This window comes from Winogradskyella undariae, from assembly GCF_013285155.1.
GTDB lineage: Bacteria > Bacteroidota > Bacteroidia > Flavobacteriales > Flavobacteriaceae > Winogradskyella > Winogradskyella undariae.
In genome coordinates, this window is sequence record NZ_JABTEL010000004.1 from 305,222 (window position 1) to 331,123 (window position 25,902).

The following is a 25,902-nucleotide window of genomic DNA, read 5'->3' on the forward strand; positions in this document are numbered from 1 at the left end:
GTAGATAGTATTCTTAGTTGCATCTTTGATTAATGTTTGTATCTTAATCAATTATTTTTAGATTAATTGAAGTTATAGATGATCATTCGTAACATAAATCATTGTATTGAGTTTATTTAAACAAGGTAGATATTCAGGATATTTAAGACCCATTTCTTACATTATTGATTTAATAATCATTAATGGAATTGCTGTATTGTATTTACTCAAAGGGAATGATCCCTTTATTTTTTTGACTCTAATATCAGTAAGCTGGTTTTTATTGTCTGTATATTCTAGTTTTTATGAAGTCTATAGATATACCAGACCGATAAATATTTTATCTCTCATTGTACAGCAATTTATTTTATTTCTACTTGTTGTTTTTGCGTTTTCAGGTTTATATCATGAGTTTAAAATATACCCAAGACCAATTGTTAAATATACATTGTTCTGTTTCCTTCTTATCACTATTTTTAAGTTTGCCATATATTATTTGTTACAGAAGTATAGAACTTCTTTCGGAGGGAATTATAGAACAACAGTTATTTTAGGGCTAAATAAAAAAACATTGGCTTTAGATAATTTTTTTAATAAGAACCCAGAATATGGTTATTTACATAAAAAGACATTTAATTTAAAAAACAAAAAACACTCACTAGAAGAATGTTTTAAATATGTTTTAAAAGAAGGAATCGATGAGATTTACTGTTCCATTTCAGAATTGAGTAATGTTCAAATTGCGGACATTGTAAATTTTGCAGATAATAATCTTAAGATTCTAAAATTTATACCGGATAGTAAAGAGATTTATGCTAAAAAATTACGCTATGAATATTACGATTATATTCCTATTCTTACGCTTAGAAATATTCCATTAGAAGACTCTGTTAACACATTTATAAAACGAGGTTTCGATATATTTTTCTCAAGCTTTGTTATTATTTTCGTGCTATCTTGGCTAACACCAATTATTGCTATTTTAATAAAGTTAGAATCTAAAGGTAACGTGTTTTTTAAGCAATCTAGAAATGGATTTAATTATAAAGAATTTGATTGCTACAAGTTCAGATCCATGACACCAAATAAGGACGCACATCTTTACCAGGCCACAAGAGGAGATCAGCGTGTAACTAAAATTGGTAAATTCATTAGAAAAACCAGTATTGATGAATTACCCCAGTTTTTTAATGTTCTTTTTGGAGATATGTCTGTAGTTGGCCCAAGACCTCACATGGTAAGTCATACCTTAATGTATGCCAAAAGAATTGATAAATTTATGGTGAGACATTTTGTAAAACCAGGAATTACAGGTTTGGCCCAAACTAGTGGATTTAGAGGTGAAGTTGAAACGGATAAAGATATTATTGGTCGAGTTAAATATGATATTTTTTACATAGAAAACTGGTCTATTCTTCTAGATTTAAAAATTATCTTCCAAACTTTTATTAATATTTTTAAAGGAGAAGATAAAGCTTATTAAACTATATGCAACCTTTAGTTTCTATTATAACCCCAATGTATAACAATGTTAATGTTATAGAGAAAACCATAAAAAGTGTTCTTAATCAAACGTATTCTAATTGGGAATTACTTCTAGTAGATGACGCATCTACAGATCAGTTTAATGACGTTTTAAAGCCGTATATCGATTCCGATTCAAGAATTAAGTTATTTTCCCATAAAAAAAATAAAGGTGCAGCAGAGGCAAGAAATTTAGGAACCAAAATGGCTTTGGGCAATTATATTGCTTTTTTGGATGCAGATGACCTTTGGCTTCCTATAAAACTTCAATTACAAGTAGATCAATTACAAAGTGGTATTACAGATATTAGCTTTGGAAGTTACGAATGGATAGACGCCAATAACAAGCCTTTAAATATTAAAGTACACGCATTACCACAGTTGTTCTACAAAAAACAGTTTAAGGCCAATTATATCGGTAATTTAACAGGAATGTATAATGCTGAAAAATTAGGGAAAATCTATACTAAAGATTTAAAAAAGCGCCAAGATTGGTTACTATGGTTAGAGGCATTAGATCGAAGTAATCAACCCGCCATCGGTATTCAAGAAACGCTTGCTTACTATCGCATTTCAGAAGGCTCATTATCTTCAAACAAAACCAATTTAATAAAACATAATTTTAATGTATATCGTAAAGGCTTAGGGTTTTCTTCAATAAAATCTTTTGCTTATTTAATACAGTTTTTATTCGAACACCTGTTTATTAAGAAACGTTTAATTAAACCTATAGTTTAGAAATAAACTGCTTTAATTTTCCTGCTTTAGTACGTTTTAATTGTTTTACAGTCTCAAAACTAACTGAGATACCCGCTTCTAAATAACGTTTCATTTCTACAGTAATAAGTTCTTTTTTATCAAAGCTCAATTCCTCTCTACTCACATACCGAATTATAAAATGATCTATTTTAGATTGTTCCACAATAAACTCTGAAACATTACCATCGTTTTCAATAACACTTTTAGTAATGTAATAAAAAGTTAATCCAGCTGCTTTTTTTCCACTTGGCAATACTACAATGCTATTTGTTCTTCCAATCAGTTTTTTTAGGATCGGTTTTCTAACGGTACTTTCTTCAGATAAAACACCAATATCACCCAAATCATATCTAATAAAAGGGTGTGCTTTATTGTATAATGAGGTAATCACAACTCTACCTTCTTGTCCGTTGGGTAAAACGTTATCATTATCGTCTAAAATTTCAACAAATAATGTTTCGCTATTCACTTGCCATTCGTCTTTTGTATTCTGAAACGCAATAAGGTCTAATTCAGATGCGCCATACTCGTTAATAACTGGCAATCCAAACTGAGTTTCTAGTAATAGCTTATCATCATCAAATAACATTTCAGAAGTAACAATACAAGCTTTTAAACTAGGACAAACAGCGTTTAGAATAATATTTTTGCGTTTTAGAAATTTGGCAAACTGTACAATTGAGCTTGTGTAGCCATTTATAAAGTCAAACTTAGTAGATTGAAACTTAACTAAAGCTTTTTCAAAGGCTTCATCACTTAAATCAAACACCGAAAACCGAAAACGGTTACCAAAATAATCTTTCAACCGTTCCTTGTAATATCCTTTTTTATCTAACGGAATACCATAAAATCGGGCTTGTTTAGAGCTATTAAAGTCAATACCATACCAACCAAAGCGATTCATTATTTCTGCCCAAGTTAGTGCATGGCACCATTTGTCTTTAGCAAAAATGAAAGGATCCCCAGAGCTGCCGGAAGTTTTATTTAAATAAACCGTTTTCGGTGTAAAACCGTCACTTAAACGTTCTTCTAAAGGTTGCTGTAAATGACGTTTAGTAATTATAGGAACAGAATTCCAATCGTTAAGATGAATAGATTTCCCTAAAGCCTTATAAAATGAATTATGCTCTAAATGATAAGAAACAATAGTGGTTTTTTGATGTTCAACATAAGCTGTAAAATCAGCATCATTTTTAGCCTGAATTTCAGACAAAGCAGATTTAGCTTTGTGAATATCAAAGCCATTTAATTTTAAGGATAAATCGAATAATCTCAAGGTGATTTTTGACTTTAAGGTTTCCGTAAAATAATTGCTTTTTAAACTTAAAACCAATTATTTTTGTTGAAACAATTTTAAGGATGAATATTTTAGTACTAGGCTCTGGCGGAAGAGAACACACATTTGCATGGAAAATTGCACAAAGTAACCGTTGTAAGTCACTTTTTGTGGCTCCGGGAAACTCAGGAACTGAAGCAATTGCAACAAATTTAAATATTGGTGTTACTGATTTTGAAGCGATTAAATCAGCGGTTTTAGAACATCAGATTGATATTGTAATTGTTGGTCCAGAAGATCCATTGGTACAGGGTATTCATGATTTCTTTTTACAAGATGATGCCATTAAAAATGTAGCAGTTATCGGACCACAACAAGCCGCTGCAGAGCTTGAGGGTAGTAAAGAGTTTGCTAAAGAATTTATGATACGTCATAACATTCCTACTGCAGCTTATGAGAGTTTTACGATAGAGAATGTAGAAGACGGCTATAAGTTTCTAGAAACGCTACAACCTCCTTACGTTTTAAAAGCAGATGGATTAGCAGCAGGAAAAGGAGTTTTAATTCTTAATGATTTAGACGAGGCTAAAGCAGAACTAAAAAGTATGTTAGTTGATGCTAAGTTTGGAGACGCAAGTACTAAGGTTGTTATTGAAGAATTTTTAGACGGAATTGAATTAAGTTGTTTTGTTTTAACGGATGGAAAAGATTACAAAATTCTTCCTACAGCTAAAGATTACAAACGTATTGGAGAAGGAGATACAGGTTTAAATACAGGCGGAATGGGAGCGGTGTCACCAGTACCATTTGCAACTAAAGAATTTTTAGATAAAATTGAAAACCAAGTTGTAAAACCTACAGTAGATGGTTTAAAGAAAGATAATTTACCATACGTTGGTTTTATATTTATTGGCTTAATTAAAGTGGGAGATGATCCTAAGGTGATTGAGTATAATGTAAGAATGGGAGATCCAGAAACAGAAGTTGTTTTACCAAGACTAAAAACAGATTTAGTTGAGGTTTTTGAAGCAATGGCAAACCAAACGTTAAGTGAGGTTGATATTGTTATTGATGAGAGAGCAGCGACAACGGTAATGTTAGTATCTGGTGGTTATCCTGAAGCTTATGAAAAAGGAAAAGAAATTACAGGTGTAGATAATATTACGGATTCTATTGTTTTTCATGCAGGAGCAATTTCTAAAGAAGGAAAAACAGTAACTTCTGGTGGTCGTGTTATGGCAATAACATCTTATGGAAATACGTACAATGAAGCCATAAAAAAATCTTACCAAAGTATAGAAAAACTACATTTTGATAAGATGTATTATCGTAAGGATATCGGATTTGATTTATAAGATCAGTCCAAACTTATTATAAATAGAAAATTTTTCTGTGCGCTAATAAACGAAGTTATCTTAAAAGAAAAGCTTCGGGATTAGAGTACAGAAAAATTTAATTCTTAAATAAAATAAAAAGTCTAAATGTAAGAGTGAGAAGTAATGCTTTTATTTTCTTCTCCATTATCACTATGCTTTTTAAGTTGTAGCATCCAATAAACAAATGCAACAACACCTATAGCCATAAAAATCCAATTGAAAATGTTTGCAGAAAACCAGTTTTCTAACTCTAAAGCTTTAAGAGCATCAAGAGGTTTAAGTAAAACATTTACAAATAAATCTTGTATTGCGTAAAAGAAATCTTTCATAACTTTATAAATTTACACCAATTCTAAAATTGTTATAGAATTGAAAATCGAGAAGCAAAAATACAAAAAGAGTTCATGATTACAAGTGTTTTTAGTAAATCTAAACCTATAAACTTCATAATTGTTGCCATTTATGTGAGTTTGCTTTTTGTTGTTACAAACTATTCGTTGTTTGTTTTAGATATGCATAGTGGTTTGGCAGCCCTTTTTAAATGGCTAATTACACTCTTTTTGGTCTTTTTACTCGATTTTATTGTTTCAAAAAATAATCTAACTCAGAGAAATAGTTACGCGATACTGGTTTTTGCTTTGCTTCTCGGCATATTTCCAGAGGCACTAAGGCATACCGATTTATTACTATCTAATTTGTTTATAGTCTTTTCTTTAAGACGCTTAATTAGTCTACACACAAAGCAGAATATTAAAAAGAAATTGTTTGATGCTGCTTTTTGGATTGCACTCGCAACGTTATTTTATTTTTGGTCTATATTATTTTTTGTGTTAGTCATCGTTGCTTTAATATATTATTCTCAAAATGATTTTAAAAACGTTATTGTCCCTTTTATAGGTACTGCAACCGTATTAATTTTACTCTTAGTGTATAATATTATAATGTATGACGTGTATTTTAAACCGTCAGATTTTGAACGTTATTTAAGCCTAGATTTTACTGCATATAATACTAAAGCGAGTATTTTAAAATTAACAGTATTATTTAGCACGTTTGTGTGGACGCTTTTTTATTACTTCAGAATTATTCCTGATAAGAATAAGAAATTAAAACCCTCTTATTTTATAATTGCTTGGGCTTCTGTTATAGCGCTTTTAATCGCTGTAATTTCACCTATTAAAAACGGAAGTGAATATCTATTTTTATTAGTTCCGTTTTCAATAATAATGGCAAATTATATGGAAATGCTTTCAGAGCGTTGGTTTAAGCAAATTTTTGTAGCCCTTTTAATCGTTACACCAATTATAAGTTTATTGCTGTAGTTTGTTTCCAAAGGCTAAATCACCAGCATCTCCTAATCCAGGAACAATATATCCTTTTTCGTTAAGCTTGTCATCAATAGCAGCAATCCAAAGCGTAACGTCGGTATCAAATGCTTTAGATACAAAATCGACACCTGGTTGTGCGCCAATAACACTAACTAAATGTATTGCTTTTGGTTTTCCAAAAGGTTTTAAAGCTTCAAAAGTTGCGACCATAGATTGTCCGGTTGCAAGCATGGGGTCTGCTAATATTAAGGTTTTACCTTCTAAGCTTGGGCAAGCTAAATATTCCACTACTATTTCAAAACTTTCAGGATTATGTTTGTGTTGTCTGTAGGCAGAAATAAAAGCATTTTCGGCAGCATCAAAATAATTTAGTAAACCATCATGAAGCGGTACGCCTGCTCGTAAAATAGAACAGAGAACAATATCTTTTTGATGTAAAACAGTTTCAGATTTGCCTAATGGCGTTTGAGTTGTATGTGGTTCAAATTGAAGTGATTTGCTCAGTTCGTAGCCCATAATTTCACCAATACGTTCAATGTTTCTACGAAAACGCATACTGTCTTTTTGAACAGTTTCGTCTCGTAATTCAGACATAAAAGTATTTAAAATTGAAGGTGTCTCGGAAAGGTTGTGAATTTGCATGTTTTGAAAATTAGTTCTGTCGTTAAAGTTAATAATTCCAAGTATATTTGTAAACATTAAATCAATTTCATTATGTTTTCACAAAAAGCAAACGCCATTTTTCAAGACGTTATAAAAACCTATAAAGTATTAAATACCGTAGATCAGCCTTTTACTAACAAGTATGATAAAAGTGATGATCTTATAGCACATTTGTTATACAGAAAGTCTTGGATAGACACTGTTCAGTGGGCTTACGAAGATATTATTAGAGATCCAAACATTGATCCTGTTGCAGCTTTAAAGTTGAAACGAATGATTGATGCTTCTAACCAAGATAGAACAGATACTGTTGAATTTATTGACAGTTATTTTTTAGATAAATATAAAGCTGTTGAGCCAAAGTCAGATGCTAAAATCAATTCTGAAAGCCCTGCTTGGGTTATTGATAGGTTGTCAATCTTAGCTTTGAAAATTTACCATATGCATATTGAAACTGTTAGAGAAGATGCATCAGAGGTGCATAAAGCGGCTTGCCAAAAGAAATTAGACGTTTTATTAGAGCAACGTGTAGATTTAAGTACTGCTATTGATGATTTACTTACGGATATCGCTAATGGTGATAAGTATATGAAAGTTTACAAGCAAATGAAAATGTACAATGACGATGAGCTTAACCCTGTTTTAAGAGGGCAAAAGTAATCTTTTGTCATTCTGAACAAAGTGAAGAATTTCAATTAAAGATATTTCGACGGTGTTCAATATGACATACTTAAGTTATGTTTAAAACCTAGTATAATTTAATTATAAGCCGTTGTCGTTGTTTCTCACTGACAACGGTTTTTCAATTTTATAAAAGTATTTATACACCTTTTTGATTGTTGTTTTATGCCAAATCCAAAACACATATTAGTTCTTAGATTTTCTGCCATGGGCGATGTCGCGATGACTGTTCCTGTTTTAAGAGCGCTAACTACGCAGCATCCCGAGTTGAAAATTACAGTCGTTACAAGAGCGTTTTTTAAGCCTTTTTTTGAGGATTTAGAAAATGTTACTGTTTATGCAGCTGATTTAAAAGGAAAGCATAAAGGTGTTTTAGGACTTTATAAACTATCTAAAGAACTTAAGGTATTACATTTTGATGTTGTAGCAGATTTACATAATGTATTGCGAAGTAAGATTTTAAAATTCTTTTTCTTAGGGAAAAAAGCGGTGCAATTAGATAAAGGGAGGGCAGAGAAAAAAGCGTTGACTACAGGTAAATATTTTAAACAATTAAAAACAACGCATCAACGTTATGCGGATGTTTTTGAAGCTTTAGGTTTTTCAATTAATTTATCGGATCCAATATTTTTTAAGCCAAAAAAAATAAATGATAATTTAAAAGATTTTTTCTCGAGTAAAAATCTCAAAACTATCGGTATTGCGCCCTTTGCAGCACATGATAGTAAATTGTATCCTATAGATAAAATGCGAGCTGTAATTGCTGACATTTCCAAAAATTATAATGTTATTTTATTTGGCGGCGGTGCAAAAGAAATAGCAATTTTAAACCAGCTTGAACAGGATTTTTCTAACGTGAAAACGGTTGCAGGTAAATTAAATTTAGAAGAAGAATTAGCTATTATTTCTAACTTAGATCTTATGTTGGCTATGGATTCTGGTAATGCACATATGGCGGCAATGTTAGGTAAAAAAGTAATTACCATTTGGGGCGTAACGCATCCCTTTGCTGGGTTTGCACCATTTAATCAACCTGATGATTTTGCTTTAACAGCAGATAGAACTCAGTTTCCTTTAATTCCGACCTCTATTTACGGGAATAAATTCCCTGAAGGTTACGAAAATGCTGCAAGTAGTATTTCTGAAGCTACAATCGTTTCTAAAATTAAGGAAGTTATTTAGTTTTAAAACATCTCGCTACAATTTTTTCGTTCCTCAAAAACCACTCTAAGTGACGCTATTTCTTTTGATTACTGCTCGTCAGTTCGAGTGAAATTCGTTTTCAGAATTTCGTATCGAGAACTTTTTAATCTATTGCTTTTACAAATCAGGATTATCATTTGTGTTTTAGTTTGTAAAACTTCTCGATACAATTTTCTCGTACCTCAAAAATCACTCGAAGTGACGTCTCTTCTTTTGATTATTACGAATCAGTTCGAGTGAAATTTATTTTTAGAATTTCGTATCGAGAACTTTTTAATCTGTTGTTTTTATAAATCAGTATTATCATTTGTGTTTTGGTTTATATAGCTTCTCGATACAATTTTCTCGTACCTCAAAAAAGCACTCTAGGTGACGTTATTTCTTTTGATTATTGCTCGACAGTTCGAGTGAAATTCTTTTTTCAGAATTTTGTATCGAAAACTGTTTCAAATAAAAAAACCTATCAGAAATTAAATTCTAATAGGTCTTATATCTAAAAGTAGAGTCTTCTAGACTCTATTGTCTTTTTTTATACATCATCATAATCCACAACAACAGAAGCTGAGGTTGGATGCGCTTGGCATGTTAAAATTAAGCCGTCAGCAACTTCACTATCTGTAAGGATATTGTTTTGTCGCATTTTAGCTTCACCTTCGGTAACTCTTGCAATACAACTGCTACAAATTCCGCCTTGGCAAGAGTAAGGTGCATCAATATCTTGTTTTAAAGCGGCTTCTAAAATGGTTTGTTCTTGAGACATGCTAAATTCAAACTCTTCCTCATCAACTAAAACCTTTATTTTAGTCTCACCAGAAGGTAAATCTGTATCGGCAGTCGTTTCTGCTTCAACAGGAGCTGTAAACAATTCAAAAGCAATTGCTTTTTCTTTCACGCCATTTTCAATTAAAACATCTTTTACAGTGTGAATCATTTGTTCTGGGCCACAGAGGTAAAACTTTTCAATCGTTACCTCTTTGTATTTGTTCTTAACGATGAGGTTAACGGTGCTTTTTTCAATTCTACCTAATAAAGCATCTTCTTCTCGAGCTTGACTGTATATAAAGTGCACATGAAAACGGTTACCATACTGTGCTTGTAATTCTACAAGTTCTTTAAAAAACATGGTGTTTTTAGAAGATTTGTTTCCGTAAACGAGTATGAAGTTGCTAAACGCTTCGTTTTCTAGAAGGGTTTTGGCAATACTTAAAATAGGTGTAATTCCACTTCCTGCAGCAAAAGCAGCAATCGTTCTGGTTTTTGCATCGTTAGCTTCAAATGTAAAACGACCATTAGGTTCTGCAACTTCTAATACGTCGCCAGCTTTTAAGGTGTTGTTGGCATAAATTGAAAATGTTCCACCTTCAACAGCCTTAACTGCAACGGTTAGATTACCACTTTTTTCTGAAGCACAAATAGAGTAATCTCTACGGATATCTTCATTATTAATAGTGGTTTTCAAAGTAATATATTGTCCGGCTTTAAAGCTGAATTTTTCCTTAAGATTTTCAGGAACGTCAAATGTAATCGCAACCGATTGGTCTGTAACCTTGTCGATTGACTTTATAATGAGTGAGTGAAATTGTGACATTAAAAAATAATTTTGTGCAAAGATAAACATTCTGCTACATACCTAGAGGGTTTCAAAAGCCTGAGAGGTCTAAAATTCAATAAATACACATGCATAAGTTTCTTATATATAAGAAAATTATGTATATATTTGTTGAACGATGAGCAATTCAAAATTATATAAAGGAAGTTTAACGACTATCATTTTAAAGCTATTAAATGAGCACGACAAAATGTATGGTTATGAGATTACCCAAAAGGTAAAGGAATTAACTAAAGGTGAGTTAAAAATTACGGAAGGTGCATTATACCCAGCTTTACACAAGTTAGAAGCTGAGGGTTTGTTAGATGTCGAAGTTGCAAAAGTAGATAACCGATTGCGTAAATATTATAAACTAACCGAAACAGGAACCAAAGAAACTGTTAATAAACTGGAAGAATTAGCAGATTATATTAAAACGATGCAAGCTTTAGTGAATCCTAAATTAGCTTAGGTTGTGATGAGGTTAGAAAAAGAAGACATACAATTTATAGACACCTATTTAGAAAACTCTGATGTGGTTTATGCAGATATTAGAATGGAAATGGTAGACCATGTGGCTTCAGATATAGAAAACCGAATGGAAGCTGGTGATACAAGAAGTTTTTATGAAGTATTTAAAACTTATATGGTTGAAAATAAAGCCCAACTTTTAAAGGATAATAAACAATTTTTAAAGTCTGCGGATAAGAAAATTTGGAAGATTTTTTTAAAAGCGTTTTTAAGTCCATTAACACTATTATTGTTTTTAATATGCTGTATTGGGTTTTATGTCTTGTATTTGAATTCCGATATTGAGACCTTTAGGTTAATTATTTCTTATGTTCCATTAATATGGTTATCTGGTTTTTTATTGACTTATGTGGTTTATCATAAAGTAAATAATCTAAAACGATTTTCGGTTGTAGAACGTTTGGCATTTCCGTTTTTAGTCTTTTATCAATTACCAAATTTAGTTTTTAATTTTAGTCATCAGACTAAAGATTTCAAAACGATACTTTGGATTATAGGATTTGTAAGTTTGATTCTAACGATAAAGATTTTGTTGGTTGTAATTAGTATTAACTTATTCAAAAGTTACGAAAAACGATTTAAAAATATAGCTTAATCAGAAGCGAACCTAGCAAGTCTTTGATTAAAAACAAAATGAAACTAACCAAAAAAGACATACAATTTATAGATGATTTTCTCATATATAAAAAGATAAAACATCTTGATATTAGAGTTGAGTTAATAGATCATTTAGCAACAGAGTTCGAAGATTGTTCTGCTTATGTTATTATTGAAGATTTTTTATTAAGTAAAGTTAACTTTATATTAGAGTTCAATAAGAAACAGAAGAAGACGATTCATTGGGGTTATCAAAAGTTGCTTTGGGTTCAGTTTGCTAAGTTTTTTTATCAATTAAAATTTATAGCAATACTTACCGCATTAGTATTTATTGGATATGTGATATTTAATCTTTTTAGTTTAAAGACTTTTAGTTTCATTTGGTTATCGACACTGGCAATTTTGCTGCTTTATCCAATCTATTATCAAATTCGGTATTCTAAAGCATTAAAAAAAGTTCAATCTATGCAATCATTGTTTAGTATAACTTCACTTCCCTCTGTGTTTTTATATACGTTTGGTATTTTAAAAGATTATTTATTCGAAACTCCAACAGTATTAGTCTTATACTTTAGCATTTCGCTTTTATTAAGTCTTTCTGCGGTAATTGTAATTGAAAACAATAGAAGAAAAATTATAGAGAAATATATTAAACTTGTAAGAGAAACATGAAACTAACCGAATCCCAAATACAAGAACTCTACGCTTTTACAAGACAACATTTTGTAGAACATTACGATTTACAAACAGAACTGGTAGATCATTTAGCTAATGATATAGAAACCCAATGGCAAAAAGAATCTAAAGTAAGTTTTGAAGATGCTAAAAACAGAGCCTTTAAAAAATTTGGCATTTTTGGTTTTATGGATGCCATTGAGCAAAAAGGTAAAGCTATGAACAAACGCTATAGAGGTTATTTGTGGACTGAGCTTAAAAAATGGTTCGAGATGCCACAAATTATCGCGACTATTGCTCTGTTTTTAATGTTTTATGTGGCGTTTTCAACCGTATATACAGCGGCTTTAGCTTTGGTGTTTTACGTATTAATATCTGGATGGTGTATTTATAAAAGTATTCAACTCAACAAGCAGTTTAGGCAACGCAAAGAGGTTTCTAATAAGAAATGGATGTTAGAAGAAATGATTTTTAAACAAGCGGGTAGCACAATGTTTGTTTTTATGTCGCAATTATTTAATGTGTATCAAATTCCAGAAAGATTTGGGGAGAACGCTTCTTTTTTAGTTCTTTTTTCTTTAGCATTTACAGCCTTAACGTTAGTAAATTATATCAGTCTAGAGGTAATCCCTAGTAAGGCTGAAAAATTACTGAATGAAGCTTATCCAGAATTTAGTTTGTAACAAATTTTTCTTTTTTGATACTTATCTCATATAACCAACCCATCATTACATTATGATAAAACATTTTCTCAATCTCGAGTGGAAACAATATTTTCGTTCGTCATATTGGCAAAAGAATATGGTAATTAATATCTTCATGGTATTATTTGCGCTCTATTTTGTTGCTATTTTTATAGGATTAGGTATTGGATTACTTTATTTACTAAAAGAAGGTTTTCCAGATCAAGATCCGTTTGTAGTTGCAAATAATTATCTGTTTTATTGGATTATTGCAGATTTGCTAATGCGTTTCTTTTTACAAAAATTACCCGTAATGAGTGTGAAACCGTTGTTAACGCTTCCTATTAAACGCGCTACTGTTGTAAATTATGTTTTGGGGAAATCGGCACTTTCATTTTTTAACTTTTTACCTCTGTTTGCCATTATTCCTTTTAGCTTTATGTTAGTAAGTGATGGTTATGAAACATCTTTAGTTTTAACTTGGATGTTTACGATGATAATTTCGGTACTCATTATTAATTTCTTGAATTTTATAATTGAAGCATTTTCAGCAGAATCCGAAATATCATTTTTACCAATAATTGTTATCATTGGTGTTTTATTTGGGTTAAATTATTTTGAAATTCTACCAATGACATCTTTAATAGGAAGTGCATTCTTAGCCATTGCGCATCATCCAATTCTTATATTAATTCCTATTATAATTTTAGGATTATGTTACGGTTTCAATTTTAAAATCTTAAAGAAGAAATTGTATTTAGACAGTTCATTAAAATCTAAAGTAGCGGAAGTAAATACTTCAGACTTATCTTGGACAGAGCGTTTTGGTGATATAGCACCTTTTATGAAACTCGATTTAAAATTGATTTGGAGAAATAAACGAACCAAATCTATGGTGTTTCTATTATTTATTGGTGTTTTATACGGATTGTTCTTTTATCCACAGCCAGTGTATCGAGAAATGACATTTATGTTTGCTTTAATCGGTATATTTTCTACAGGATTCTTTCTTATTAATTTTGGGCAATTTATTCCAGCATGGGATAGTGGTTATTATAAATTACTAATGAGTCAGAACATTAAATACGAACAATATTTACGTTCAAAATTTATCCTTATGGTAATTAGCGTCGTAATTCTATTTGTTCTAGGAATTCCTTACGTCTACTTTGGTTATAAAATCTTAATCGCTCATTTTGCAGCAGCAATTTATAACATTGGTATCAATACGCATGTTATTCTTTGGGGAGGCTCTTATAATCGAAAAAAAATAAATTTAGATAAAAAAGCAGCCTTTAATTATCAAGGTACCGGAGCTGTACAATGGTTAATTGGTATTCCATTAATGATTGTTCCAATGGGGTTATTTGGACTTGTAAATTGGCTTGTAGGTTTTGCAGCAGCAATAGCTTTATTAATGGTACTTGGAGTTGCGGGTATTGTGTTTCATAAAAAATTAATGAAATTCATTACTAAGAAATATATCAACTCAAAATACAAAATGATTGACGCTTTTAGTCAAGATAACTAATAATACATCTCATCATGATATATACAAAAAATCTTACCAAAACATATAACGGAACTACAGTTCTAAATATTGAAGAATTAAGCATTCCTAAAGGCCAAAGTTTTGGTTTAGTTGGAAATAATGGAGCAGGGAAAACAACCTATTTTAGTTTATTGCTCGATTTAATTAAGCCAACAACTGGAAACATTACCAGTAATAATGTAGTTGTAGATGAAAGTGAAGATTGGAAACCGTTTACATCCTCTTTTATAGATGAAAGTTTCTTAATTGGTTACTTAACACCAGAAGAATACTTTTATTTTATTGGAGAATTAAGAGGGCAAAATAAAGCCGATGTCGATAATTTAACCGCTAAGTTTGAAGACTTCTTCAATGGTGAAATTATTGGGAAAAAGAAATACTTAAGAGATTTAAGTAAAGGAAATCAGAAAAAAGCAGGAATTGTAGCCGCCCTTATTGGTCATCCTGAAGTTATTATTTTAGATGAGCCATTTGCGAATCTAGATCCAACAACGCAAATTCGTTTAAAGCAAATTATTAAAGATTTAGCCCAAAAACAAGGTGTTACAGTTTTAGTATCCAGTCACGATTTAACTCACGTAACGGATGTTTGTGAGCGTATTGTGGTTTTAGAAAAAGGAAATGTGGTTAAAGATTTAGAAACAAATCCTGAAACTTTAAAAGAATTAGAGGCACACTTTTCTGGTGGCGCAATATTTTCTGACGAAGAAGAATAATCGTTTATATTTATAATTTAAGGCTCGTAATTAATTGTTAGTTACGAGCCTTTTTATGTTGTAGCCTGTTGTAGTTACTCAAAAAACGATTAAATAATATTAGAAGTTCAAAAAGATGCTTATTTTTACGAACTAACACACTAAATACGGTGTGTTTTAGTTATCTATTAATCAAATAGAACCAACGTTGAAAACCTATTACAAACTTATATTGCCTTTGTTTTGTGTGATGATGCTAGTTCAGAGCTGTTCGCGCAAGAAGGATAAATTTATAAATCGAAATTTTCATGCCTTAAGTACAGAGTTCAATATACTTTATAATGGTAATATTGCTTTAGAAAGAGGAAAGGATAATGTAAATAACGAATTTACAGAGGACTTTTGGAACCTTCTTCCTGTAGAACGAATGGAGGTTAAAGATGATCTCTTCTTACCTGGTCAAACCAAAAATGTTGATTTTGAACGTGCTGAAGAAAAAGCGATTAAAGCCATTCAAAAGCATAGTATGAATATCGGTGGAAAGGAAAAAAACCCACAAATTGACGAAGCATATTTACTTTTAGGACAAGCGCGTTACTTTGATCAACGTTTTGTGCCAGCTATGGCGGCATTTAATAATATTCTTAATAAATATCCAACTAGCGATAAAATTAATCAAGTTAAAATCTGGCGCGAAAAAACAAGTATGCGTTTAGATAATGATCGTGGAGCAATTGATAAATTAAGACGTTTATTAGAAGAGGAAGAATTAGAGGGTCAAGATTTAGCAGACGCAACGGCTACATTAGCTCAGGCTTATATTAATTTAAAATCTAAAGATAGTGCTATTGTAGAGCTTACTATTGCAGTAGAAAATACTAAGATAAAAAGAGAAAAAGCACGTTATCACTTTATTAAAGGACAACTTTATAATGAATTTGGAAAAAAAGACAGCGCAAATTTAGAATTCGATGCGATTATAAAAATGCATCGTCAAATTCCTCGATCATTTTATATTAATGCTCATATTGAAAGATCAAACAATTATGATTTTTCAAGTATTGATCCCGTTGTTTTTGAAGAATATTTAACAGAATTAGAAGAGAATAGAGAAAATAGACCTTATTTAGATAAAATATATTATCGTATTGCAGAGTATTACCGTAATAATGTTTCCGATAGTGTTTCTGAAATTTATTATAATAAATCGCTTAGAAAAATTACAGGAGATAAGTATTTGAGAGCTTTAGATTATGAGACGCTTGGTAATATGTATTTTGACAGAAATATCTATAAGACGGCTGGTGCTTATTACGATAGCACAATGACGTCAATGGAGTTGAATACCAAACCGTATAGAGTTATTAAAAAGAAGCGTGAAAACTTAGATGATGTTATTTATTACGAAGGTATTGCGCAGACAAATGATAGTATTTTAAGAATGGTAAGTCTTCCAAAAGAAGAGCAATTAGCTGTTTATACTAAACACGCAGAAGGTCAACGCTTAAAAGCTTTACAAGAACAAAAACAAGCGGAAGAAGAAGCTTTAAGAAAACAATCGGCTCCATCTTCTCAATTATCTCAAAATAATCAAAAATATTCAAAAGGTTTAAATCCTCCAGGTGCATCAAGAGGACTTCAAACAAAATCATCTACGAGGAGTAAGGGTAATAGTAGTTTTTATTTTTATAACTCTACAACTGTAGCTTACGGTAAAAATGAATTTCTAAAACTTTGGGGTGATCGTAAACTTCAAGATAATTGGAGGTTAAATAATCAACGTGCAGACCTTACAAGTTCTACAGAAGAAGAGGGTGAAGAAAAGGAAACCGAAGAAAATCAGCTTTTTAATCCTGAAACTTATTTAGCATCATTACCTACAGAACAAAAAGAATTAGATAGTATTGTTAAAGAACGTAACTATGCTTATTATCAATTAGGAATCATTTATAAGGAAAAATTTAAAGAGTTTGAATTGGCAAAAAGCAAGCTAGAAGTTCTTTTAGGAAAGAATCCTGAAGATCGCTTAGTTTTACCTTCAAAATACAATCTATATCATATTTATATCGAATTAGGTTCTTTAGGGAAAGCAGAAGCTATGAAAATTGCGATAATTAATGATTATCCAGATTCTCGTTATGCAGAAATTCTTTTAAATCCTCAATCTGAATTATCTAAGGATGAAAATAGCCCAGAAGTTATTTATACTAAATTATATGATCAATTTACAGCTGAAGATTATACTGCTGTAATAGAAGGAGCAGAAGTTCAAATTAAGCGATTTGAAGGTGATGATATTGTGGCAAAGTTTGAGATTTTAAAAGCATCTGCTAGAGGTAGGCTTTATGGATTTGAGGCATATAAAATAGCTATTAATTATATTGCATTAACATATCCTGATACAGAAGAAGGAAAGAAGTCTCAGAAGATTATAAAAGAAGCATTTCCTATTTTAGAGAAAAAAGATTTTTTAAAAGATGATAATATAGATAAGTTTAATGTTATCTATCAGTTTGAAAATAATTCAAAAGAAGATATTGAAGCATTTATAAAAACCTTAGAAGAGGAGGTTGCTAAAATTACGTATTTCGATCTTACAACATCAAAAGATATTTATGATGAGAATACAACATTTGTAGTTGTCCACGGTTTAAAAAGTATTGAAGGAGCTAAGGGATTTGGGGAATTGCTTAAAAGTGAAGAAAAAGATTCAAGAGGGCGCATTATAAAACCAAAAATTACACGATCTTATTTTGCGATTTCGTCACCGAATTATGCTATAATACAGAGGCATAAAAACCTAAACATGTATTTAGAATTACAGTAATTTAAAACCTATCATTATGTTTTCTTCAGAAAAGAAAAAACCAAAACTACAATCAATTATGGAAACAAGTACGCAACAAAATATAATAGCTCAAGGCACTAAAATTGTTGGGGATATTGTGAGTCAAGGACCATTTAGAATTGACGGAACAATAGAAGGAAATGTAAAAACATCTGGTAAAGTTGTTGTTGGTAAAACTGGTTTTATAAAAGGAACTTTACAAGGAGAGAATGCTGATTTTGAAGGTAAGTTTTCTGGTAAACTTATTCTTTCGGGTACTCTATCATTAAAATCGACAGCAAATATAGAAGGCGAAGTACATATTAGTAAGTTAGCTGTAGAGCCAGGGGCAACATTTAATGCAACGTGTTCTATGGGTGGTACAGTTAAGTCTTTAGCAGCTGGCGAATCAAGTAAATCGCAACAAACTAAAAGTGTCCAAAGCAAATAATAATCCAAGTAAGTTTATTAGGTTCACCGCCGTTGGTTTTCAAATGGGAGGAGTCATTTTTATCGGTCATTATTTGGGGCAATGGCTAGATGTAAAATATGAACAAAGCTTTTGGGATACTACCTTAACGCTTTTATCGGTTTTTGCTTCTATTTATTTGGTGATTTCACAAGTTATAAAAGTGTCTAAAGAAGATGATTAAATCACTTATGCTTTATACTGCGTCTTTTGCAGTATTGTTTCTTATTATTCATTTCTCACAAGAATTTGTTCTTAACGAATCTAATAATACTGTTCGTTTTAATCTTTGGGACACTAATGTGTTTTTAGTCGTAGCATCGTTATTGATCTGTGTACATCTAAAATTATTTTCTACTATAAAAAGTCTCCAACCTCAATTAGGATTTATTTATTTGCCGACACTTTTTATAAAAGGAGGTTTGTTTTTTTTGGCATTTAAATCTTCAATATTTAGTTTAGAAACTTTAACAATGGTAGAGCGGTTAAGTCTTTTGGTGCCATTGCTCTTGTTTTTAGGACTTGAGGTATTTTTTGTGGTGAAAATTTTAGCGCAAAATGAGGATTAAACATTAAGAATAAAAAGATATTGTTTTTTTAATAAATTACGTACTTTTGCACCGAATTTGAAAAGAGTAATTTTTTTGATTTTTTTAACAATGAGGGTATTTCAACAAAGTTTTAAATTTTTAGCACTTACAGTCTTAGTGTTCTTGTCAACAACTGTTTATGCACAATCTTCTCATCATGAGGATGGTGGGCAGATAGATACTAGGGAGGAAGTGGATGCGTATATCGCTCATCACTTACAGGATTCTCACGATTTTACATTCTTTTCATATACAAATGATGAAGGTGAACGTAAGCATGCTGGTTTTCCACTTCCGATGATCTTATGGTCTTCTGAGGGATTAGTGACTTTTATGTCTTCTGAATTTCATCATAATGATGACGGACATGTTATCGTTGAAAAAAACGGTTTAAAATTCGCTAAAATTCATTCTAAAATATATGAATTAGAAGCCGGAGCAACAGCTGTTAATTTTGATGCTGAGCATCATGCTACTAATGGTGCTAGAGTTTTAGATTTTTCTATTACAAAGAGTGTTGTTGGTATTTTAGTTATCGGGTTATTAATGTTTTTCTGGTTTGTTAGATTAGCAAAACAATATAAAACAAAAACGATTCCTACAGGTTTTGGTCGTGTGTTAGAGCCATTAGTGCTTTATGTTAGAGACGAAATTGCTAGACCAAACATTGGTGAAAAACATTATAGAAAATTTACAGGTTACTTATTAACGGTATTCTTTTTTATCTGGCTTTTAAACATGGTAGGTTTAACACCTCTAGGTTTTAATGTTACAGGGCAAATTGCCGTAACGGCATGTTTAGCCATCTTTACACTTATCATTTATGCGGTAAGCGGTAATAAAGATTTCTGGATGCACATTTTATGGATGCCAGGCGTACCAATTTTAATTAGACCAATATTAGCAGTTATAGAATTGGTTGGTACATTCATTATTAAGCCTTTTTCATTATTAGTACGTTTATTTGCAAACATCACAGCGGGTCATACTGTAATAATGGCTTTAATTGCTATTATGTTTGTAATGAAAGATACATTAGGTGTTGCAGGTGCAACAGGGTTGTCTTTTATACTTTCTGTTTTAATTATGTTTATTGAGGTTTTAGTAGCCTTTTTACAAGCTTATATTTTTACAATGCTTTCAGCTTTATTTATAGGTATGGCGGTTGCAGAACACGATCATGAACATGATCATAAAATTGTTGATACGGAAGACGTAAGAAGTGATTTTGTTTAAGAAGAGTTTTTTTAATTTAACTATATAATTTATTTACTATGTACAATTTAATTGGAGCAGGATTAATCGTAATCGGAGCAGGTTTTGGACTTGGTCAAATTGGTGGAAAAGCAATGGAAGGTATTGCTCGTCAACCTGAAGCTGCTGGAAAAATCCAAACAGCAATGATTATTGTTGCAGCACTTTTAGAAGGTTTAGCATTCGGTGCTTTAATCTTAGGGAAGTAAGCTCAAAAAAAACAAGATAGCGCCTCTGCAACGGTTGGTTGCAGAGCCTATTTTATTTTAAAAAAGAAATTAAAAAAACATTTAATTATTTAATAAGATGGAAACATTATTAAACGATTTTTCACCAGGATTATTTGCAGTTCAAACTGTATTACTTTTATTATTAATTTTCTTAATGGTAAAGTTTGCTTGGAAACCTATCATCAGTTCTTTAACTGAAAGAGAAGAAGGTATTCAAGGAGCATTAGATGCTGCAGAAAAAGCAAGACGTGAGATGGCGAATCTTCAAGCAGATAACCAAAAATTATTGCAAGAAGCGCGTTTGGAAAGAGAGACAATGATTAAAGAAGCACGTGAGCTTAAAACTAAAATGATTGCAGAAGCAGAAGCTGAAGCACAGGTGCAAGCTAATAAAATGATTATCCAAGCACAAGCAGCTATTGAAAGTGAAAAGAAAGCAGCTATGGCAGAATTAAAAAGCCAAGTAGCAGGTTTATCTTTAGAGATTGCTGAGAAAGTAGTGCGTAACGAATTATCTAATAAAGACAAACAACTAGAATTAGTTGAGTCTATGTTAGGAGAAGCAACTTTAAACTAAAATAGATGTCAGGAGCAAGAGCGGCAATACGATATGCTAAAGCAGTTTTAAGCTTAGCAAAAGATCAGAAATCTACGGATGCAGTAAATAGTGATATGAAATTAATCACGGATACTATTGCACAAAGTGAAGATTTAAGTCAAATGCTTCAAAGTCCTGTAGTAAAAGCTTCAGATAAAAAAGCAGTATTAGTAGCAGTATTTAAAGATACTAACGCTATTACAGTTAATTTAGTGGACACTTTAATCTCTAATAAGAGACTAGCAATTTTAAATGATGTAGCGATAAGTTATACGCATTTATTTGATGAAATGAATGGTACACAAGTGGCTACTGTAACTACAGCAGTTCCTTTAAGCGATGATTTGAAATCTAAAGTGTTAGCTAAAGTAAAAGAGCTTACAGGTAAAGAAGCAGAAGTAACAAACGTAATTGACGAAAGCATTATTGGTGGTTTTGTGTTACGTGTTGGTGATATTCAATATAATGCGAGTATTTCTAACAAATTAAATAAGTTAAAAAGAGAATTTACATTAAATTAAGAAGCGTTAGATAGGCGTTCAGCGTCAAAATAATCTAGCGACTAATATCTAAATAAAGATGGCAGAAGTAAAACCAGCTGAAATATCAGCAATCTTAAAACAACAACTTTCAGGCTTCGAAGCAGGTGCTTCATTAGACGAAGTAGGAACAGTATTAACTGTAGGTGATGGTATTGTACGTGCTTACGGATTAGCTAATGCGGAATATGGCGAATTAGTTGAATTTGATGGTGGTGCAGAAGGTATTGTACTTAACCTTGAAGAAGATAACGTAGGTATTGTACTTTTAGGAACTTCAGTTGGAATCAAAGAAGGGTCTACAGTAAAACGTACAGAACGTATCGCATCAGTAAAAGTTGGTGAAGGTATTGTTGGTCGTGTTGTAGATACTTTAGGAAATCCAATAGATGGTAAAGGACCAATTTCTGGTGAAACTTACGAAATGCCTTTAGAGCGTAAAGCTCCAGGTGTTATCTATAGAGAACCAGTAACTGAGCCGTTACAAACAGGTATTAAGGCAATTGATGCTATGATCCCTGTTGGTAGAGGTCAACGTGAGTTGGTAATTGGAGATAGACAAACTGGTAAAACTGCAGTTTGTATTGATGCTATCTTAAATCAAAAAGAATTTTACGATGCAGGTGAGCCTGTATATTGTATATATGTTGCTATTGGGCAAAAAGCTTCAACAGTAGCACTTATTGCTAAAACTTTAGAAGAAAAAGGAGCTTTAGCATATACTACTATAGTAGCAGCTAACGCATCAGATCCTGCAGCAATGCAAGTTTATGCACCGTTTACAGGAGCTTCTATTGGTGAGTATTTTAGAGATACTGGTAGACCAGCTTTAATTGTATTTGATGATTTATCAAAACAAGCAGTTGCTTACCGTGAGGTATCTTTATTATTAAGACGTCCACCGGGACGTGAAGCATATCCTGGTGATGTATTTTATTTACACTCAAGATTATTAGAACGTTCTGCAAAAATCATTAATAATGATGCTATTGCTAAAGAAATGAATGACCTTCCAGATGTTTTAAAACCTTTAGTTAAAGGTGGTGGTTCATTAACAGCTTTACCAATTATTGAAACACAAGCAGGTGACGTTTCAGCATATATCCCAACTAACGTGATTTCTATTACAGATGGTCAGATTTTCTTAGATGGTGATTTATTTAACTCTGGTGTTCGTCCAGCAATTAACGTAGGTATTTCTGTATCTCGTGTTGGTGGTAACGCTCAGATTAAATCTATGAAGAAAGTATCTGGTACTTTAAAATTAGATCAAGCTCAGTATCGCGAATTAGAAGCGTTTGCTAAGTTCGGTTCAGATTTAGATGCTGTAACTTTAAACGTAATTAATAAAGGTAAGCGTAACGTTGAGATTCTTAAACAAGCGCAGAATGATCCTTTTAAAGTTGAAGATCAAGTAGCAATTATTTATGCTGGTTCTAAGAACTTATTAAAAGATGTTCCTGTAGAGAAAGTTAAAGAATTTGAACGTGATTATTTAGAGTTTTTAAATGCAAAGCATAGAGATACTCTAGATTTACTTAAAGCAGGTAAATTAACAGATGAGGTTATTGATACATTAGCAAGTGTAGCTAAAGACCTTTCAAGTAAATACAAAGCTTAATAAGCATAGAATTAAGAGTTATAGGAACAGAATCTCTCTGCTTATAACTCTTAATTTTAATAATTTAATAGATTTCAAAACGGAATGTCACTCTGAGCTTAAGCAAAGAGTCTTTTTTATAACATTCTAATACATATCAAAGAATGGCTAATCTTAAAGAAATACGTAACAGAATATCATCAGTATCTTCAACGATGCAGATTACTAGTGCCATGAAAATGGTATCTGCTGCTAAGTTAAAGAAAGCGCAAGATGCTATTACTGCTATGCGACCTTATTCTAATAAGTTAACCGAATTACTTCAGAGTTTAAGTGCAACTTTAGATGAGGATTCTGGAAGTAAATTTGCAGAACAACGCGAAGTAGAAAATGTTCTTATTGTTGCTATAACATCTAATAGAGGATTATGTGGTGCTTTTAATGCTAATATTATTAAGCAGACGCAGAACTTAATAAGCAATGTTTACGCTTCTAAAAACGTTTCTGTACTAGCTGTTGGAAAAAAAGCTAACGACGCTTTTGCTAAACAAAATAGAGTTGTTGACAATAAGAGCGATATTTATGATGATTTAACTTTTGACAATGTTTCTGAAATAGCAGAAACATTAATGGCTCAATTTATTTCTGGTGAATACGATAAAATTGAAATCGTTTATAATCACTTTATAAATGCTGCGACACAAGCGATCTTAACAGAGCAATTTTTACCGATTGTTCCTGTTGAAGCTGATTCTAATGTAAATTTAGATTACGTTTTTGAACCTTCTAAATTAGAAATCATTGAAGAATTAATTCCTAAGTCATTAAAGACACAATTATTTAAAGGAATTAGAGATTCTTTCGCTTCAGAACATGGTGCTCGTATGACGGCTATGCATAAAGCAACAGATAATGCAACAGAGCTTAGAGATCAGTTAAAATTAACTTATAACAAAGCAAGACAAGCAGCAATTACTAACGAAATCCTTGAGATTGTTGGTGGTGCTGAAGCCTTAAATAACTAATCGTTTTCTGCTGATTATAATTCAGTAAATAAGATAATATTAAACCTAACTTTAACGAGTTAGGTTTTTTTGTTTTAAAGCTGTAAAATTTATTTTTTATCTTATTTTTGAATTACTAATCAATGCTTTAATATACTCAATCACAATGAAAAAAGGACTAGTAATTCTATTGTTATTATTTGTTTCGTTAAATGTGTTTTCTCAATCTACACTAGGAAGGATAGAGTTAAGACCAGAGTTTTTTCAAAAGAAACTGAAAAAAAAACAAATTAAAATATTAAAAACGGCTAAAACTTATTTTGTTATACCTGATCAATTTAACAATGGGTATACCCGTGAAGATTATAAAAAAATCTTAGACGAAGTTTGGACTGTAAATACTATTGAGTTAATCACGGAAAATGAGGTTGAAAAACGAATTAAGATTGGTGATGTATTATTTAGGTTCATTTCAAGGTCTGTAAGATTACAAGGCGTTAAATATGTATTTAATTATTTTAAATTAAGTGAAATAACGCTATTACATAATCAACACAACGTAGATAAGGTATTTAGCTGGGATGATAATTTCTATGGAGGTGTTTTTTTTACAACTCATGCAGGCGTTGAGGCTGAAATAGCGCAATTAAATGACGTTGTTAATAATGGTTTATTCGATTATAGAATAGGCTATTTAAAAAATTATTTTCAGCAAATTAACAATGCCATTAGTGATTCTGAAAGCTATGATATTTTTAAAGATTATGTTGATGATGAAAAAATTAAGACCTTAAAAAAAGTATCTTTATTTATTCCTGAAAATATAATTTATGGATTCACTAGCCCTTCAGCCAGTGAGAAAGCAGAAATAACTAAAGAGTTATTTAAAGACTATACTTATAATAAGACCGTAATAACAGCTGAAGAGTTAAATGAGAAGATATTGAATGAGAAGCAACCTTTTTATTATTTAATGTATCATCAAAATAACTTTCATAAAATTATTACAGTTGTTGATGGGGTTTCAGGAGAAATAATTTATAGAAGGTATAAAAGAGTAACTTATAATATAGACTTTCGTGATTTTAAAGCATTGAATAGAATCATTAATAAATCTTAATAACTATCCTTTTTTCTCATATTTATAATGTCTTTTATTCTACTGTAATGAAGAAAGTATATGTATTACTTGGTGCAATTGGTATTGTATTTAGTTTTTGTCAGTGTTCTAGTTCTAAATATCAATTAGAAAAAGAATCTTTATTATCTCCCTATAAACCTTATTTTCAATCTTGGATAGCAAAAGTAGAGAAAGGTGGTTCAGGGTTAAATATAACATTTCCTAATTTAAATGCTAATAACCAAGTTGTAGTGGATAGCGTCTTTTTTAGAGGTCTTAAAAGTAAATTGGTTAAAGGGCGTGCAAAATATACAGCAAAACTTCAAAATCCTTCTCCATACGATATAGATATGAGCCTCGAAGCAGCTTTTATAAAAGATAAAGAACCTACATTTCCGTTTAAGCTACTAAATACAGAATGTGTAATTAGTTATTTTGAAAATGGATTGCTTAAGTATCAGAAAATTTCTGGGTTAAAAGAGAAAGAAGGTGTTTTTTACGATAATGATACTCTAAGGTAAAGAACTCTGAGATTGATAAATAATTCTTTCAATTTATAAA

28 protein-coding genes are annotated in these 25,902 nt (G+C 31.3%); 24 read left to right on the forward strand and 4 right to left on the reverse strand.

The window, feature by feature from the left end; genetic code table 11:
- Window positions 1-106: 106 nt before the first annotated feature.
- Together HSX10_RS07875 and HSX10_RS07880 are read left to right on the forward strand one after the other, a co-directional pair.
- Window positions 107-1,462 (forward strand): exopolysaccharide biosynthesis polyprenyl glycosylphosphotransferase, encoded by a 1,356-nt coding sequence (locus HSX10_RS07875; protein ID WP_173587661.1) that lies wholly within the window; start codon window positions 107-109, stop codon window positions 1,460-1,462.
- Window positions 1,463-1,467: 5 nt separating this feature from the next.
- Window positions 1,468-2,241 (forward strand): glycosyltransferase family 2 protein, encoded by a 774-nt coding sequence (locus tag HSX10_RS07880; RefSeq protein WP_173587662.1) that lies wholly within the window; start codon window positions 1,468-1,470, stop codon window positions 2,239-2,241.
- On the opposite strand, the gene HSX10_RS07885 is transcribed toward HSX10_RS07880, so the two are convergent.
- Entirely contained in the window at window positions 2,231-3,538 is a 1,308-nt protein-coding gene (locus HSX10_RS07885) for a phenylacetate--CoA ligase family protein (RefSeq protein ID WP_173587663.1), read from the reverse strand. The genes HSX10_RS07880 and HSX10_RS07885 overlap by 11 nt on opposite strands.
- Window positions 3,539-3,621: 83 nt before the next feature.
- Here HSX10_RS07885 and purD point away from each other — a divergent pair, with 83 nt between their 5' ends.
- The gene (purD, locus tag HSX10_RS07890; RefSeq protein ID WP_173587664.1) at window positions 3,622-4,893 is read left to right on the forward strand and encodes a phosphoribosylamine--glycine ligase; all 1,272 of its coding nucleotides are present in this window, start codon (window positions 3,622-3,624) and stop codon (window positions 4,891-4,893) included.
- A 122-nt stretch (window positions 4,894-5,015) separates the two neighbouring features.
- Here purD and HSX10_RS07895 read toward each other — a convergent pair whose 3' ends face one another.
- Window positions 5,016-5,243: a DUF6341 family protein gene (locus HSX10_RS07895; RefSeq protein WP_173587665.1), complete on the reverse strand. Its 228-nt coding sequence runs from the start codon at window positions 5,241-5,243 to the stop codon at window positions 5,016-5,018.
- A 75-nt stretch (window positions 5,244-5,318) separates the two neighbouring features.
- Between HSX10_RS07895 and HSX10_RS07900 the strand changes: the two genes are divergently transcribed.
- Window positions 5,319-6,236 (forward strand): DUF6427 family protein, encoded by a 918-nt coding sequence (locus tag HSX10_RS07900; protein WP_173587666.1) that lies wholly within the window; start codon window positions 5,319-5,321, stop codon window positions 6,234-6,236.
- On the opposite strand, the gene upp is transcribed toward HSX10_RS07900, so the two are convergent.
- A complete protein-coding gene (gene upp, locus HSX10_RS07905; protein ID WP_173587775.1) occupies window positions 6,225-6,884 on the reverse strand; it encodes a uracil phosphoribosyltransferase in 660 nt (219 codons plus the stop codon). The two genes, HSX10_RS07900 and upp, sit on opposite strands and share 12 nt — an antisense overlap.
- Before the next feature lie 72 nt (window positions 6,885-6,956).
- On the opposite strand from upp, the gene HSX10_RS07910 reads away from it, so the two are divergent.
- The gene (locus HSX10_RS07910) at window positions 6,957-7,565 is read left to right on the forward strand and encodes a DUF4254 domain-containing protein (protein WP_173587667.1); all 609 of its coding nucleotides are present in this window, start codon (window positions 6,957-6,959) and stop codon (window positions 7,563-7,565) included.
- Between the two features lie 186 nt (window positions 7,566-7,751).
- The gene (locus HSX10_RS07915; protein WP_254453212.1) at window positions 7,752-8,768 is read left to right on the forward strand and encodes a glycosyltransferase family 9 protein; all 1,017 of its coding nucleotides are present in this window, start codon (window positions 7,752-7,754) and stop codon (window positions 8,766-8,768) included.
- Window positions 8,769-9,318: 550 nt separating this feature from the next.
- Here HSX10_RS07915 and HSX10_RS07920 read toward each other — a convergent pair.
- Window positions 9,319-10,377: a ferredoxin--NADP reductase gene (locus tag HSX10_RS07920; protein WP_173587668.1), complete on the reverse strand. Its 1,059-nt coding sequence runs from the start codon at window positions 10,375-10,377 to the stop codon at window positions 9,319-9,321.
- 139 nt (window positions 10,378-10,516) lie between these two features.
- Between HSX10_RS07920 and HSX10_RS07925 the strand changes: the two genes are divergently transcribed.
- From HSX10_RS07925 to HSX10_RS08010, 18 genes are all read left to right on the forward strand, one after another.
- Window positions 10,517-10,849, forward strand: coding sequence for a PadR family transcriptional regulator (locus HSX10_RS07925; RefSeq protein WP_115838117.1), 333 nt, complete (start codon window positions 10,517-10,519; stop codon window positions 10,847-10,849).
- A gap of 6 nt (window positions 10,850-10,855) precedes the next feature.
- Window positions 10,856-11,503, forward strand: coding sequence for a hypothetical protein (locus HSX10_RS07930; protein ID WP_173587669.1), 648 nt, complete (start codon window positions 10,856-10,858; stop codon window positions 11,501-11,503).
- A gap of 38 nt (window positions 11,504-11,541) precedes the next feature.
- Window positions 11,542-12,177, forward strand: coding sequence for a hypothetical protein (locus tag HSX10_RS07935; protein ID WP_173587670.1), 636 nt, complete (start codon window positions 11,542-11,544; stop codon window positions 12,175-12,177).
- Window positions 12,174-12,863 carry a hypothetical protein gene (locus tag HSX10_RS07940; RefSeq protein WP_173587671.1) on the forward strand — a complete coding sequence of 230 codons (690 nt, stop codon included), beginning with the start codon at window positions 12,174-12,176 and terminating at the stop codon, window positions 12,861-12,863. Before HSX10_RS07935 ends, HSX10_RS07940 begins: the two co-directional genes overlap by 4 nt.
- 52 nt (window positions 12,864-12,915) lie before the next feature.
- Complete coding sequence (locus tag HSX10_RS07945) at window positions 12,916-14,394, forward strand: DUF5687 family protein (RefSeq protein ID WP_173587672.1); 1,479 nt, start codon at window positions 12,916-12,918, stop codon at window positions 14,392-14,394.
- A 14-nt stretch (window positions 14,395-14,408) separates the two neighbouring features.
- Window positions 14,409-15,131 (forward strand): ABC transporter ATP-binding protein, encoded by a 723-nt coding sequence (locus HSX10_RS07950; RefSeq protein WP_173587673.1) that lies wholly within the window; start codon window positions 14,409-14,411, stop codon window positions 15,129-15,131.
- Between the two features lie 187 nt (window positions 15,132-15,318).
- Complete coding sequence (gene porW / locus HSX10_RS07955) at window positions 15,319-17,937, forward strand: type IX secretion system periplasmic lipoprotein PorW/SprE (RefSeq protein WP_254453213.1); 2,619 nt, start codon at window positions 15,319-15,321, stop codon at window positions 17,935-17,937.
- Between the two features lie 16 nt (window positions 17,938-17,953).
- Window positions 17,954-18,388: a bactofilin family protein gene (locus HSX10_RS07960; RefSeq protein ID WP_173587674.1), complete on the forward strand. Its 435-nt coding sequence runs from the start codon at window positions 17,954-17,956 to the stop codon at window positions 18,386-18,388.
- Window positions 18,372-18,590: an AtpZ/AtpI family protein gene (locus HSX10_RS18815; RefSeq protein ID WP_367651260.1), complete on the forward strand. Its 219-nt coding sequence runs from the start codon at window positions 18,372-18,374 to the stop codon at window positions 18,588-18,590. Before HSX10_RS07960 ends, HSX10_RS18815 begins: the two co-directional genes overlap by 17 nt.
- Entirely contained in the window at window positions 18,583-18,975 is a 393-nt protein-coding gene (locus HSX10_RS07970) for a DUF6168 family protein (protein ID WP_173587675.1), read from the forward strand. The genes HSX10_RS18815 and HSX10_RS07970 overlap by 8 nt, the downstream gene beginning before the upstream one ends.
- A gap of 90 nt (window positions 18,976-19,065) precedes the next feature.
- Complete coding sequence (atpB, locus tag HSX10_RS07975) at window positions 19,066-20,232, forward strand: F0F1 ATP synthase subunit A (protein ID WP_173587676.1); 1,167 nt, start codon at window positions 19,066-19,068, stop codon at window positions 20,230-20,232.
- 38 nt (window positions 20,233-20,270) lie between these two features.
- Entirely contained in the window at window positions 20,271-20,459 is a 189-nt protein-coding gene (atpE, locus tag HSX10_RS07980) for an ATP synthase F0 subunit C (protein WP_173587677.1), read from the forward strand.
- Window positions 20,460-20,556: 97 nt separating this feature from the next.
- Window positions 20,557-21,057, forward strand: a complete 501-nt coding sequence (locus tag HSX10_RS07985; protein WP_173587678.1) for a F0F1 ATP synthase subunit B — start codon at window positions 20,557-20,559, stop codon at window positions 21,055-21,057.
- 5 nt (window positions 21,058-21,062) lie between these two features.
- On the forward strand, window positions 21,063-21,599 hold the full coding sequence (gene atpH / locus HSX10_RS07990) for an ATP synthase F1 subunit delta (RefSeq protein WP_173587679.1): 537 nt from the start codon (window positions 21,063-21,065) through the stop codon (window positions 21,597-21,599).
- 58 nt (window positions 21,600-21,657) lie between these two features.
- Window positions 21,658-23,238, forward strand: a complete 1,581-nt coding sequence (gene atpA, locus HSX10_RS07995; protein ID WP_173587680.1) for a F0F1 ATP synthase subunit alpha — start codon at window positions 21,658-21,660, stop codon at window positions 23,236-23,238.
- 143 nt (window positions 23,239-23,381) lie between these two features.
- A complete protein-coding gene (atpG, locus tag HSX10_RS08000) occupies window positions 23,382-24,242 on the forward strand; it encodes an ATP synthase F1 subunit gamma (protein ID WP_173587681.1) in 861 nt (286 codons plus the stop codon).
- Between the two features lie 145 nt (window positions 24,243-24,387).
- The gene (locus HSX10_RS08005; RefSeq protein WP_173587682.1) at window positions 24,388-25,341 is read left to right on the forward strand and encodes a hypothetical protein; all 954 of its coding nucleotides are present in this window, start codon (window positions 24,388-24,390) and stop codon (window positions 25,339-25,341) included.
- 47 nt (window positions 25,342-25,388) lie between these two features.
- Window positions 25,389-25,862 (forward strand): hypothetical protein, encoded by a 474-nt coding sequence (locus HSX10_RS08010; protein ID WP_173587683.1) that lies wholly within the window; start codon window positions 25,389-25,391, stop codon window positions 25,860-25,862.
- Window positions 25,863-25,902 lie beyond the last annotated feature (40 nt).

What these genes read in the sequence shown, in the direction of transcription:
- HSX10_RS07940 (WP_173587671.1), top strand. Translation starts at nt 12,174, where the DNA reads ATGAAACTAACCGAATCCCAAATACAAGAACTCTACGCTTTTACAAGA.
- HSX10_RS07895 (WP_173587665.1), bottom strand. Translation starts at nt 5,243, where the DNA reads ATGAAAGATTTCTTTTACGCAATACAAGATTTATTTGTAAATGTTTTA.
- HSX10_RS07900 (WP_173587666.1), top strand. Translation starts at nt 5,319, where the DNA reads ATGATTACAAGTGTTTTTAGTAAATCTAAACCTATAAACTTCATAATT.
- atpA (WP_173587680.1), top strand. Translation starts at nt 21,658, where the DNA reads ATGGCAGAAGTAAAACCAGCTGAAATATCAGCAATCTTAAAACAACAA.
- HSX10_RS07960 (WP_173587674.1), top strand. Translation starts at nt 17,954, where the DNA reads ATGTTTTCTTCAGAAAAGAAAAAACCAAAACTACAATCAATTATGGAA.
- HSX10_RS07880 (WP_173587662.1), top strand. Translation starts at nt 1,468, where the DNA reads ATGCAACCTTTAGTTTCTATTATAACCCCAATGTATAACAATGTTAAT.
- atpG (WP_173587681.1), top strand. Translation starts at nt 23,382, where the DNA reads ATGGCTAATCTTAAAGAAATACGTAACAGAATATCATCAGTATCTTCA.
- HSX10_RS07985 (WP_173587678.1), top strand. Translation starts at nt 20,557, where the DNA reads ATGGAAACATTATTAAACGATTTTTCACCAGGATTATTTGCAGTTCAA.
- HSX10_RS07945 (WP_173587672.1), top strand. Translation starts at nt 12,916, where the DNA reads ATGATAAAACATTTTCTCAATCTCGAGTGGAAACAATATTTTCGTTCG.
- atpH (WP_173587679.1), top strand. Translation starts at nt 21,063, where the DNA reads ATGTCAGGAGCAAGAGCGGCAATACGATATGCTAAAGCAGTTTTAAGC.
- HSX10_RS07930 (WP_173587669.1), top strand. Translation starts at nt 10,856, where the DNA reads ATGAGGTTAGAAAAAGAAGACATACAATTTATAGACACCTATTTAGAA.
- HSX10_RS07925 (WP_115838117.1), top strand. Translation starts at nt 10,517, where the DNA reads ATGAGCAATTCAAAATTATATAAAGGAAGTTTAACGACTATCATTTTA.
- atpB (WP_173587676.1), top strand. Translation starts at nt 19,066, where the DNA reads ATGAGGGTATTTCAACAAAGTTTTAAATTTTTAGCACTTACAGTCTTA.
- upp (WP_173587775.1), bottom strand. Translation starts at nt 6,884, where the DNA reads ATGCAAATTCACAACCTTTCCGAGACACCTTCAATTTTAAATACTTTT.
- HSX10_RS07950 (WP_173587673.1), top strand. Translation starts at nt 14,409, where the DNA reads ATGATATATACAAAAAATCTTACCAAAACATATAACGGAACTACAGTT.
- HSX10_RS07935 (WP_173587670.1), top strand. Translation starts at nt 11,542, where the DNA reads ATGAAACTAACCAAAAAAGACATACAATTTATAGATGATTTTCTCATA.
- HSX10_RS07910 (WP_173587667.1), top strand. Translation starts at nt 6,957, where the DNA reads ATGTTTTCACAAAAAGCAAACGCCATTTTTCAAGACGTTATAAAAACC.
- HSX10_RS07915 (WP_254453212.1), top strand. Translation starts at nt 7,752, where the DNA reads ATGCCAAATCCAAAACACATATTAGTTCTTAGATTTTCTGCCATGGGC.
- HSX10_RS08010 (WP_173587683.1), top strand. Translation starts at nt 25,389, where the DNA reads ATGAAGAAAGTATATGTATTACTTGGTGCAATTGGTATTGTATTTAGT.
- HSX10_RS07920 (WP_173587668.1), bottom strand. Translation starts at nt 10,377, where the DNA reads ATGTCACAATTTCACTCACTCATTATAAAGTCAATCGACAAGGTTACA.
- HSX10_RS07970 (WP_173587675.1), top strand. Translation starts at nt 18,583, where the DNA reads ATGATTAAATCACTTATGCTTTATACTGCGTCTTTTGCAGTATTGTTT.
- HSX10_RS08005 (WP_173587682.1), top strand. Translation starts at nt 24,388, where the DNA reads ATGAAAAAAGGACTAGTAATTCTATTGTTATTATTTGTTTCGTTAAAT.
- atpE (WP_173587677.1), top strand. Translation starts at nt 20,271, where the DNA reads ATGTACAATTTAATTGGAGCAGGATTAATCGTAATCGGAGCAGGTTTT.
- purD (WP_173587664.1), top strand. Translation starts at nt 3,622, where the DNA reads ATGAATATTTTAGTACTAGGCTCTGGCGGAAGAGAACACACATTTGCA.